The organism is Ancylomarina sp. 16SWW S1-10-2 (genome assembly GCF_009669305.1).
Taxonomy (GTDB): domain Bacteria; phylum Bacteroidota; class Bacteroidia; order Bacteroidales; family Marinifilaceae; genus Ancylomarina.
Window position 1 is genome coordinate 52,494 of sequence record NZ_SADB01000002.1, and the last position, 11,306, is coordinate 63,799.

The window sequence follows — 11,306 nt, forward strand, 5'->3', positions numbered from 1 at the left end:
TCATCTGTGAAAATCAGCGTCAAAACTATAATAAAACAAAAGCGACCACCATTGGGCAGTCGCTTTTTAGATATCTAAAATTAAAGCTTGAGATTAAGCTTCAATCTTGTGTAGAATCATTTTTTTAGCTGTATTAATAGCCGCATCAAGTCCTTGTGGATCTTTACCACCAGCTGATGCAAAGAATGCTTGGCCACCGCCACCACCTTTAATTTCTTTAGCTGCCTCGCGAACAATTGCTCCAGCATTCAAATCATATTTCTTAACCAAGTTGTCAGAGAACATGATAGTCAGGTTAGCTTTACCACCAAGATCAGCACCAGCAATAAATACCAAGTTATCAACTTCCGATTTAAGAGAGAAGGCAATATCTTTAATATCACCTGCAGATTTCACATTCATCTTTTTGCTGATGAAATTGACATCGTTGGTTACAGATATTTCAGATTTTAAAGCATTTTTCACAAGCTTAAGTTGATCCTTATGGAAAGACTCAAGACCTTTTTTCATTTCTGAATTTTCAGTAATTAAAGCTTCGATATTTTTAAGAAGATTTTGATTCGACTTAAAAGTATGTTCAATCTCTTTAAGTGTGTTTAGTTTATCATTGATATACGTTTCTGCTTTAATAGCCGTAATTGCTTCGATACGACGTACACCAGCAGAAATAGCATTTTCTGAAGTAAGCTTAAATAAACCAATCTGTCCAGTAGCCTTAACGTGAGTTCCACCACAAAGCTCAACGGATTTGTTTATTTTCACAACACGAACTAAGTCACCATATTTCTCTCCGAAAAGAGCCATAGCACCTAAATCAACAGCTTCCTGCATAGGAACATCAGTTTTGATTTCGGTCGTTGCATTCTCACGAATCTTTTGATTCACGATTTCTTCAACCTTAGCAATTTCTTCTTCAGATAACTTTTGGAAGTGAGCAAAGTCGAAACGTAAATGATCAGAATTAACCAAAGAACCTTTTTGCTCAACATGACTTCCTAATACTTCACGAAGTGCAGCATGTAATAGGTGAGTAGCGGTATGATTATTTGCAATTAATTGACGGTTATTTGCGTCTACAACAGCTTTAAAAGTTAGAGTCGGATCGCTAGGTAATTCGTCAGTAATATGTATGATTAAACCAGTTTCTTTTTTTGTGTCAGTAATAGAGATTTTTTCTCCATTTGCTTCGATATAACCTGTATCACCAACTTGTCCACCACTTTCGCCGTAGAATGGTGTAATATTGAATACCAGTTGGAATAAATCTTTTCCTTTGATATTCATTTTACGGTAACGCGTAATTTTTACATCAGTTGTTATATAATCATAACCTACAAATTCTTCTACATCATCTTTTAGAATCTCTATCCAGTCACCAGTTTCCATTGCTGTAGCAGAACGGGAACGGTTTTTCTGAGCTTCCATTGCATCATTAAATTCCCTTCTGTTCACGACAAGGTCGTTCTCTTTAAGAATCAATTCAGTTAAATCTAATGGGAAACCGTAAGTATCGTAAAGTTCAAATGCAACTTTACCTTGTACGACTTTAAAATCGTCTGCTTTTGTTTTTTCTATAATCTGGTCAAGTAATTTAATACCATTTGCTAAAGTTCTCAAGAAAGAATTTTCTTCTTCTTTTACGACTTTCTCGATCAAATCTCTTTGCTTGATTAGTTCTGGGAAATGCTTACCCATTACATCAATAAGAACCTCAACCAAGCGGTACATGAAAGGATCTTTCAAATCAAGGAAAGTGTAACCATAACGCACAGCACGACGAAGAATTCGACGAATGACGTAACCAGCTTTATTATTAGATGGTAATTGACCATCAGTAATTGCAAATGAAATTGTTCTAATATGGTCAGCAATCACACGCAAAGCGATATCAACTTCTTCGTTTTCGCCATAAGTCTTACCACACATTTTAGCAATGGCTTGAATAATTGGTTGAAAAACGTCAGTATCGTAATTCGATTGTTTTTTTTGCATTGCCATACAAAGACGCTCAAATCCCATTCCTGTATCAACATGTCGATGAGGTAGAGCTTCCAATGAACCATCAGCCTTACGGTTGAATTGCATGAAAACTAAGTTCCATATCTCAACAACCTGAGGGTGATCCATATTAATTAGATCTTTACCATCAACAAGTTTTCTCTCTTCATCAGTTCTAAGGTCGATATGAATTTCAGAACAAGGGCCACAAGGACCAACATCACCCATTTCCCAGAAATTGTCTTTTTTATTTCCATTGATGATATGACTTAAAGGAAGGTGCTTTTCCCAATAAGATGAAGCTTCGTTATCGCGTTCGATCTTATCTTCTTCGTTACCTTCAAAAACACTAGCGTATAAACGATCAGTAGGCAGTTTAAATACATCTACTAAAAGTTCCCAAGCCCAATTTATGGCTTCTTCTTTAAAGTAGTCACCAAAAGACCAGTTTCCTAGCATTTCGAACATGGTATGGTGGTAGGTGTCATGCCCAACTTCTTCCAAGTCGTTATGTTTTCCCGAAACTCGCAAACATTTTTGAGAGTTAGTAATTCTCTTATACTTAATAGGGGAGTTGCCCAAAAAAACATCCTTAAACTGGTTCATACCAGCGTTTGTGAACATCAATGTTGGGTCATCTTTGATCACCATTGCTGCTGATGATTCGATTTTATGTTGTTTGGACTCGAAGAAATCCAAAAAGGTTTGTCTAATCTCGCTAGAATTCATATACTCATATATTTTAAATCAATGGGATTTCGATGCTTAGCTTGCAAAGTTAGATTATTTCCTTAATTTTGTTCACATGTGTGAAGAAAAATTGAGTGTTTTTCTGAAAAAAATAAATGAATATTAATCCATGGCAAAAACCAAATATCAATTTAATCCTGAGTCTATTAGCTATGAAAAAGTTGAATCGAGCTTTAAGACGAGAGTATTAGGTTTTTTAAAACATATAGCTTCTAGCTTGGTACTTGCTGTTATAATGGTTGTTATTTTATTCAACTATTTTGGCTCTCCAAAGGAACGTTCACTTCAGCGTGAAAATCAAAAATTACTTTCTAATTACGAAAGATTAAATGATGATCTTAATAAAGCACGTGTTGTTTTAGGTGATTTAGAACAACGTGACGATAATATTTATCGTGTGATTTTCGAAGCAGAACCCATCCATAGTAATGTTAGAAAAGCAGGATTTGGTGGTGTTAATCGTTATGCAAATCTCGAAAATATGGATAATGCCGATCTCGTTATCTCTACGGCTAAGAAGTTAGATCAGCTTTCAAAATCCATATACGTTCAAACCAAATCATACGATGAAGTTGAATCTATGGTTAAGAATAAGTTTAAACTCTTAGCAGCTATTCCCGCTATTATGCCAATTGCTATTAAAGATTTTAATCGAATATCAGCTGGTTACGGATGGAGAGTTCATCCAATTTATAAAACACGTAAATTTCATGATGGAATGGATTTTACGGGAAAAACAGGAACGCCTCTTTATGCAACAGGCGATGCGGTAGTTCAAAAGGTTGGTAAAATCCGAGGCTATGGTAAAACTGTTATCTTAGATCATGGTTTTGGTTACACAACTTTGTATGCTCACTTAAATGGGTATAATGTAAAACGTGGACAAAAAGTAAAACGTGGCGAAGTAATTGCTTTTTTAGGCAATACAGGTCAATCTACTGGGCCTCATGTTCATTATGAAGTTAGAAAATCGGGCAGACATGTGGATCCAATAAATTATTATTTTAACGACTTAAGTGCTGATGAATATGATCGGATGGTAGCCTTTGCTGCTAATACTGGTCAAACAATGGATTAGTTCTATCAAAAAGATTTTAGCAAACATAAAAAAGTGGCACGAAAAATTTAACTTCGTGTCATTTTTTTGTTTAATTTAGTAAAAGCTTATAAATTAAGCATCTGTCATAATTGTTTGAAAAAGAGTCGCTGTGCCATATCGTGAAACGAAAATAGAAAAACTTTATTATTCCATAGGAGAAGTTGCTGAGATGTTCTCGGTTAATACCTCTCATATACGTTATTGGGAGAAAGAGTTTGATATTATAAAGCCAAAGAAGAATAAAAAAGGGAATCGTTTTTTTACCAAGGCCGATATTGATAATTTTCATTTGATTTATCATCTGGTAAAAGAAAGAGGAATGACTCTCAATGGTGCTAAGTTGAAGTTAAAGGAAAATAAGGAAGATACTCAGAATAATTTCGAAGTTGTATCGAGGCTTAAGGATATTAAAGCTCTTCTGCTTGAGATGAAAGAAAATATCTGAATTGCCTTGTTAGATAGATAATCACTAAATTTTATAGAATTGAAAGTAAAAGATATAGTAGCTGCGATAGAGGATATAGCACCCTTATCTTATCAGCAGTCTTACGACAATGCTGGTCTTATTGTGGGGAAATATGATTGGGAATTAACGGGAGCTCTAATTTGTTTAGATGTTGTTGAGGAAGTTGTTCAAGAGGCTATCGAAAAAGGATTAAATCTTATCATATCACATCATCCAATTGTTTTTAAAGGATTAAAACGCTTTAATGGGAACAATTACGTAGAACGTACCGTCATATTAGCTATTCAAAATAATATTGCGATTTATTCTGCTCATACCAATTTAGATTCTGTAATAGGAGGCGTGAGTGATAAAATGTGTGATGTGTTAGGTCTTGTAAATCGTAAGGTTTTAGATCCAGTAAATGAGGATTTAAAGAAACTAGTGACTTATGTACCATCTGATAAAGCAGATGAAGTCCGAACTTCTTTATTTGAATCTGGAGCTGGTGGAATAGGTAATTATGACTCATGCAGTTTTAATACAAAAGGAGAAGGAACTTTTAGAGCTAACGATTTGGCTAAGCCGTATGTTGGCAAGGCTGGAGAGTTGCATTATGAATCAGAGGTACGTATAGAGACCATTTTTCCTAAACATTTACAAGGAAAAGTTATTAGCGCATTGTTACGCGCACATCCCTATGAAGAGGTTGCTTATGATATTTATTCATTGGAGAATAAAAATCATCAAGTTGGTTTGGGTATGATTGGTGAATTAGAAACACCTATGGATAGTCTTGAATTTATGAAAAAGTTGAAAGATTTATTCCACTGTGGAGCTATTCGTCATACGCCAATTGTAAAAAATAAAATTAGAAAAATAGCCCTTTGCGGAGGCAGTGGAAGTTCTTTGCTAAAAAAAGCTAAGTCTTCAAAAGCTGACATATATATAAGTGGAGATTTTAAATATCATGAATTTTTCGATGCCGAAGGAAAGATTATTATCGCTGATATCGGACATTATGAAAGTGAACAGTTTACAAGAGAGATTTTTTATGAGATAGTTACAAAAAAATTCCCTAACTTTGCAGTTCGTATCTCAGAGATAAATTCGAATCCAATAAATTATTTGTAAAAATATGACAACACAAAATCCAAAAGCTGCAGATTTAAAGGATATTTCAGTTGAAGAAAAATTGCGTGCACTGTACGAAATGCAAAGTATTGATGCTGAGGTTGACCGGATTAAAACGCTAAGAGGAGAGCTTCCCTTAGAAGTTCAGGATTTGGAAGATGAAATTGTGGGGCTAGACACCAGGATTAGTAATCTTAATACTGAAGTTAGTGACCTTGGTGATACAATCACTAAGAAGAAGCAAGAGATGAAAGAATCTGATTTATTGATTAAAAAGTACGAGGCTCAGCAGTCTAACGTTCGAAATAATCGTGAATTTGACTCTATTTCTAAAGAAGTTGAATTTCAAAAGCTTGAAATTGAGTTATGCGAAAAGCGTATCAGAGAATTCATAGTAGAAGTTTCTAGTAAAAAAGTTCAGATTGAAAAATCAGAAGCTGTATTGGCAGATAAGAAAGTTAATCTTGAAGCTAAGAAAAGCGAACTTGATGCTATTGTTTCTGAAACTCAACTTGAGGAAGATAAGTTGATGGCTAAGTCAGCAGAGTACAAAACTAAAATTGAAGATCGTTTAATTAAAGCTTACACACGTATTCGTAGTAATGCTCGTAACGGACTTGCAGTTGTAACTGTTGATCGTGATGCTTGTGGCGGATGTTTTAACAAAATTCCACCTCAACGTCAAATGGATATCCGTACTCGTAAGAAAATTATTGTTTGTGAGTATTGTGGTCGTGTATTAGTTGACCGTTATATCGTTGATTACGATCATAGTATTGAGAAAGCTGATATTGAAGCTGCAGAAGCTAAACCAAAGAGAAGAACTCGCAAAACAAAAGCGTAATCTTTACTTTAGATATAAAAAAGGCCGTCGAAATTCGACGGCCTTTTTTGTATTTAATATTTTATAATGAGTTTTGTCTTTGTGGTGTTTTTGATATTTTGATTTACGTAAGAAGAGAATTACCAAGATCCTCCAGCTCCACCGCCACCAAAGCTTCCTCCACCAAAACCTCCGAAGTCACCAAAACTGCTACCTCCGCCACCAAATCCACCGCTACCCGATGAAAAGTCGTTGAAAGAACTACCGTGTCGTGATCCAGAACCCATCATACCCATAAGCAACCAGAATGGTAGGCTACTTCTAGAACTCCCCATTGTACGTTGTCCTCTAGATTTAGATCGTCCTATAAATGAAAAGATAAGAATAATGAAAAGAGGAATTAAAAATCCCAAAGAACCTTTTTTATTTGAACTAGAGCGTTGTTTTGCATATTGTTGGTGATTAAATTCACCTTTAGCCAAACCCATTAATACCGAGCTTGCCTGATTTATACCATCATAGATTCTATTTTGTTTGAAATAAGGAATCATTTCGTTACTAACAATCTCTTTACTAGTAGCATCGGGAATAGCACCTTCAAGACCGTATCCTGTTGCAATAAATACTTGCCCCTTACTTTCGTTAGTTTTAGGTTTAAAAAGAATAACAATACCATTGTCAAAGCCTTTTTTACCTACTTGCCATTTTTCGCCTATCTCATACGCAAAACTCGATGCATCATATCCATTTAAACTTTTAACAGTTACTAAAGTGATTTGATTTCCTGTATTTGCGTAAAAAGTGAGAAGTTTAGATTCTAGTGCAGTTGTTTCTTGCTGCGTTAAAACATTTGCAAAATCGTTAACTAAAGCTACTGGTTCTGGTCGAGCAGGAATGTCCTGTGCTTGAGAAAAACTAGAAATAGCTAGAGCTAGTATTAATAATAGTTGTTTGAAATATCTCATTGTTTAAATTTTAGTTATCTCCAAATGAGATGTCATCACTTAACTCATTCACATCATCAGCTTGATAAGGGAAGTGAGTTTTTAATTGCTGTCCAGCCATTTTTATGCCTTCTGAAAGCCCTTTTGCAAACTCCCCTTGTTTAAAATAGCCCAGCGTTTCTTCATTTGTATGATTCCAAAATGATTTTGGGACCTTTGCATTAATTCCAGCATCACCTAAAATTGCGAATTTACGATCGTGAATAGCTAGATAAAACAGCACACCATTTCTCAATTGAGTTTTGTGCATTTCTAGTTTTGCAAAAAGAAAAGCAGCTCTATCCATAACATCACCGGAACATTTATTTTCGATGTGAATACGAATTTCGCCAGAAGTGTTTGTTTCTGCCTCTTCAATGGCTTGTTTTATTAATATTTGGTCTTCCTTGCTAAAAAAATCAGCGGCTGATGTCATTTGTTATAATTTTAAGTTTTGATCAAATGAAAGCCGTCATCGGATTGTCTATTTCTTGTATGACTCGTTTCATTTTTTTAAATATTAGATGTGATAGTTGTTTATGAGGATATGAAAATACAACTTCACAATCCTCACAACAATAAATCTAACTTATGAGTTCTAAAACTTAACTTCAGGTACTTTATCTGAGCCTTTAGTCGCTTCAAAATATGCTTTTTTCTCATAATCGTAGAATCCAGCAAAGAATGAATTAGGAAATTTTTGAATATAGATATTATACTGCTTTGCTGATTCGTTGAACTTTTTACGTTCTACAGTTATTCGATTTTCAGTTCCTTCCAATTGTGCTTGAAGATTCATAAAGTTTTGGTTTGCCTTAAGTTCAGGATAACGCTCAACACTTACCATTAAACGAGATAATGCAGAGCTTAGTCCGTCTTGAGCAGCCTGAAATTTTTTCATTCCAGCAGCGTCAAGGTTTCCAGCATTAATATTCACCGAAGTTGCTTTTGCACGGGCTTCAATTACACCAGTAAGTGTTGATTTTTCATGTTCAGCATAACCTTTTACTGTGTTGACTAGGTTGGGAATTAAATCGGCTCTACGTTGATAAACATTTTCTACTTGGGCCCATTGTCCATTAACATTCTCGTCCATGGTAACCATATTGTTCTTAAAACCTACCGATTTACTTATTCCCCATATAGCTAATACGGCTATAACAATTAGGATAATGACTGATTTCTTCATGTATTTTATTTTAAAATTTACTTATTTAATTAAATTTCTAGATGTGATTTTTTATTCATAAATATCATATGAAACTACATTTTTTCGTATGAAATTCGAGTAATTATTTGAAATATTCAGCAAAATGTATGCCCTCGAGGGTAAATGGACAAAAAACGTAGGTGTAATGACAGGCTGTCAGAACGGATCTTTGTTTTTGAATATGTGCTTTCCCTTTTTTAAGAATGTGTTGATGCGGCTAAATTGTTACATTTCTGCACTTTTATGACAATGTATTTATAAATTGTTCGGAAAGGAGGGTTAAATCTCTCGTTTCACAAATTAGTTATATGCAAATTCAATCTTTAAATGAAATAGAAAAAATGAAAGAAGAAGAAATTTCTTTTTTTATTTCTCATAGCACAACTGTGGTGTTTGTGAGATTTTGAAACCAAAATTGATAAGTATCCCAAAATTCAGGTTTGCCAAGTAGGCACAGCAATACATCCTGATTTAGCTGCTCAGTTAGGCTTTTATACAAATCCTAGTTTCATTATTTATTTAAACGGACAAGAATTTATTATGCGATCTCGCTCTATCAGTTTAATAGAATTAGACGAAAGCTTGAGCCGCCCTTGTAAATTACTGATATAAGAGCGTTTAGTATGTTCCTATATTTAACATGACTAAAGGACAAGCTTGTTCAGTCATAATACCATGTGCTTGAGCTTTAATCTCAAATTCAGGATTTTCTGTTCCAGGAGGGAATAAAATTCGCTGTGGTTTTAAGCTAATTAAATAGTCAATATACTTTTCTTGATTTTTTGGTGAAAGATATATGGCTACTGTATTAATGTTTTCAAAATGTGGAAAGCCTGTTTCAATATCGATAGTGTATACATTTCCTTCTCTATTACCCAAAGCAAAGGTCTTTATTTTGTGTTCGGTTAAAAGTCGAATGCATTTGTTTGAATAGCGCTCCTTATTTGTACTAGCGCCAATAACCAATGTTGTTTTCATAATGTAAGCTTAAAAGGTTTGTATTTTGTTTTTTATTGAAGATACGATACATATACGATATTCTAAATTTACTATTAAAATTTAGATTTTAAATAATAGAAAATTTTATATTTTTTCGATTAATACAGTCGCATAAGCCGATACGCCATCTTCAGTGCCTTCAAATCCTAATTTTTCTGTAGTTGTAGCTTTTATGGCTAAATCTTCAATGTCAATACCCATAACATTAGCTAAGGTTTTTTGCATGCTTGGAATATGAGGATTAATTTTTGGTTTTTGAAGAGCTATCGTTGAATCGATATTGCCAATAGTAAATCCTTTTGTTGCAATTATTTCGACGGTTTTTTTGAGTAGAATTTTACTGTCAATGCCTTTTAGTTCTGCAGACGTGTCAGGAAAATGATAGCCTATGTCTCTCATATTGGCTGCACCAAGTAAAGCGTCGCAAATAGCGTGTATTAAAACATCACCATCAGAATGACCAACACTACCTTTATAATGATCTAACTTAATTCCTCCTAGCCAAAATGATTCTCCTTCTGCTAATTGGTGTACATCGTATCCAAATCCAACTCTAATTTTCATCTTTTCTTTTTGAAATGTATTTATATGAAAAATCCTCACTTTGAATGAGGATTTTAAAGATATATATTTTTTAGTTTATCTCCTGTCCGATTTTAAATCGAGATTTGCCGAAATTGAAACACGTAAGGTATTTTGTAGTGGGTTATTTTGACTTGACGGAATAAGGTATGAGAAATCTATATCGAACATGCTAAGTTTTGCACCAACTCCAGCGGTATAGAATTTACGATTTCCTTTGTCTTCATTTTCATAGAAATATCCAGTACGAATTGCAAATTGATTGTGATACCAATATTCGAATCCTAAGCTCCATGTTATTTCTTTGAATTCTTCGCTCATTCCGCCTGAAGCATCGGTGAACGAATTAAAAATACCTGTCATAACACTCTTGTCGTTCTTATTTGAAGTTTGAATGTCATCAGTATCCTCTAGACTTCTTCCTGAAGAACTAGGAACAAGTAACTTATTCATGTCCAATGAAACTGTGATTGAATTATTTTGATCAATCTGATGTTTATAGGCTGATCCAAGTCTTAGGTTTGTTGGAATAAACTCTTTTTCGCTATCATCAGAATAACTGATTTTAGAACCAATATTAGAGATGTTGACTCCCCACGACCATACGGATGGGTTGTGTGATGAACCATATTCTTTGCGATGGTAAACGGATAAATCGGCTGCAAATGCACTGGCAGATTTAGATACGTTATTGTAACCTCCCTGTGATATATCTGAAAATATATATCGGAATGCGATTGCTCCAGAAAAATCTTTACCTAATTTTCTTGAATAAGCAACATCGAAGGATAGTTCGTATGGGTTCTTTTTTAGGGCAATATCTTCTGCTCTTTCCTGAAAGAAGATTTCTCCTAGAGAGAAATATCTAAAGGATGCAGCAATAGTTTGGTTTTTATCAAGACTGTAATAGCCTGAAAGATAGGATATACTCATATCGTCAATCACTTCTCTTAACCATGGTGTGTAGGATGCGCTTATACCTGCTTCACTTTTAGTAAAGCTATATTTTGCCGCATTCCAAAACATGGAATTATGATCGGGACTAGTAGCAACGCCACTATTTCCCATCGCTCCGGCTCTAGAGTCAGGAACTACAGATAAAAAAGGAACAGCTGTAGAAATATAATTGGCTCCTGTTACTGACGTTTCTTGAGCTAGAGAATTATTTATTAAAGCAAAAAGGGGGAGAATATAAAGCACCCATTTTGTTGTAATTTTTAGGATATGCATACAGTTAAAATTAATTTTAGCTACAAATATATTATAATAACTTTAAAACGATG

The 11,306-nt window shown here is 34.4% G+C and carries 11 protein-coding genes; 4 read left to right on the forward strand and 7 right to left on the reverse strand.

The window, feature by feature from the left end; all coding sequences use genetic code 11:
• Window positions 1–93 precede the first annotated feature (93 nt).
• Complete coding sequence (gene alaS, locus EMN46_RS02310) at window positions 94–2,727, reverse strand: alanine--tRNA ligase (RefSeq protein WP_154199065.1); 2,634 nt, start codon at window positions 2,725–2,727, stop codon at window positions 94–96.
• 130 nt (window positions 2,728–2,857) lie between these two features.
• Between alaS and EMN46_RS02315 the strand changes: the two genes are divergently transcribed.
• The 4 genes from EMN46_RS02315 to EMN46_RS02330 all read left to right on the forward strand — a co-directional run bounded on the left by EMN46_RS02315 (window position 2,858) and on the right by EMN46_RS02330 (window position 6,270).
• A complete protein-coding gene (locus tag EMN46_RS02315; protein WP_154199066.1) occupies window positions 2,858–3,826 on the forward strand; it encodes a M23 family metallopeptidase in 969 nt (322 codons plus the stop codon).
• A 130-nt stretch (window positions 3,827–3,956) separates the two neighbouring features.
• Window positions 3,957–4,292, forward strand: a complete 336-nt coding sequence (locus tag EMN46_RS02320) for a MerR family transcriptional regulator (protein ID WP_368667485.1) — start codon at window positions 3,957–3,959, stop codon at window positions 4,290–4,292.
• 39 nt (window positions 4,293–4,331) lie between these two features.
• Entirely contained in the window at window positions 4,332–5,426 is a 1,095-nt protein-coding gene (locus EMN46_RS02325; RefSeq protein ID WP_154199067.1) for a Nif3-like dinuclear metal center hexameric protein, read from the forward strand.
• Window positions 5,427–5,430: 4 nt separating this feature from the next.
• The gene (locus tag EMN46_RS02330; RefSeq protein ID WP_154199068.1) at window positions 5,431–6,270 is read left to right on the forward strand and encodes a zinc ribbon domain-containing protein; all 840 of its coding nucleotides are present in this window, start codon (window positions 5,431–5,433) and stop codon (window positions 6,268–6,270) included.
• A gap of 119 nt (window positions 6,271–6,389) precedes the next feature.
• Here EMN46_RS02330 and EMN46_RS02335 read toward each other — a convergent pair whose 3' ends face one another.
• The 6 genes from EMN46_RS02335 to porV form a co-directional block, all read right to left on the reverse strand.
• Window positions 6,390–7,214, reverse strand: a complete 825-nt coding sequence (locus EMN46_RS02335; RefSeq protein WP_154199069.1) for a YgcG family protein — start codon at window positions 7,212–7,214, stop codon at window positions 6,390–6,392.
• A 10-nt stretch (window positions 7,215–7,224) separates the two neighbouring features.
• A complete protein-coding gene (locus EMN46_RS02340; protein ID WP_154199070.1) occupies window positions 7,225–7,668 on the reverse strand; it encodes a TPM domain-containing protein in 444 nt (147 codons plus the stop codon).
• 162 nt (window positions 7,669–7,830) lie between these two features.
• Window positions 7,831–8,421 carry a LemA family protein gene (locus EMN46_RS02345; RefSeq protein WP_154199071.1) on the reverse strand — a complete coding sequence of 197 codons (591 nt, stop codon included), beginning with the start codon at window positions 8,419–8,421 and terminating at the stop codon, window positions 7,831–7,833.
• 639 nt (window positions 8,422–9,060) lie between these two features.
• Window positions 9,061–9,420 (reverse strand): CoA-binding protein, encoded by a 360-nt coding sequence (locus tag EMN46_RS02350; RefSeq protein ID WP_154199072.1) that lies wholly within the window; start codon window positions 9,418–9,420, stop codon window positions 9,061–9,063.
• 105 nt (window positions 9,421–9,525) lie between these two features.
• Window positions 9,526–10,005 carry a 2-C-methyl-D-erythritol 2,4-cyclodiphosphate synthase gene (gene ispF, locus EMN46_RS02355; protein WP_154199073.1) on the reverse strand — a complete coding sequence of 160 codons (480 nt, stop codon included), beginning with the start codon at window positions 10,003–10,005 and terminating at the stop codon, window positions 9,526–9,528.
• Window positions 10,006–10,080: 75 nt separating this feature from the next.
• Entirely contained in the window at window positions 10,081–11,253 is a 1,173-nt protein-coding gene (gene porV / locus EMN46_RS02360) for a type IX secretion system outer membrane channel protein PorV (RefSeq protein ID WP_154199074.1), read from the reverse strand.
• Window positions 11,254–11,306: the final 53 nt, after the last annotated feature.

Coding starts and splice junctions, on each gene's coding strand:
- EMN46_RS02335 (WP_154199069.1), bottom strand. CDS start 7,214: ATGAGATATTTCAAACAACTATTATTAATACTAGCTCTAGCTATTTCT.
- ispF (WP_154199073.1), bottom strand. CDS start 10,005: ATGAAAATTAGAGTTGGATTTGGATACGATGTACACCAATTAGCAGAA.
- porV (WP_154199074.1), bottom strand. CDS start 11,253: ATGCATATCCTAAAAATTACAACAAAATGGGTGCTTTATATTCTCCCC.
- EMN46_RS02330 (WP_154199068.1), top strand. CDS start 5,431: ATGACAACACAAAATCCAAAAGCTGCAGATTTAAAGGATATTTCAGTT.
- EMN46_RS02350 (WP_154199072.1), bottom strand. CDS start 9,420: ATGAAAACAACATTGGTTATTGGCGCTAGTACAAATAAGGAGCGCTAT.
- EMN46_RS02315 (WP_154199066.1), top strand. CDS start 2,858: ATGGCAAAAACCAAATATCAATTTAATCCTGAGTCTATTAGCTATGAA.
- alaS (WP_154199065.1), bottom strand. CDS start 2,727: ATGAATTCTAGCGAGATTAGACAAACCTTTTTGGATTTCTTCGAGTCC.
- EMN46_RS02345 (WP_154199071.1), bottom strand. CDS start 8,421: ATGAAGAAATCAGTCATTATCCTAATTGTTATAGCCGTATTAGCTATA.
- EMN46_RS02340 (WP_154199070.1), bottom strand. CDS start 7,668: ATGACATCAGCCGCTGATTTTTTTAGCAAGGAAGACCAAATATTAATA.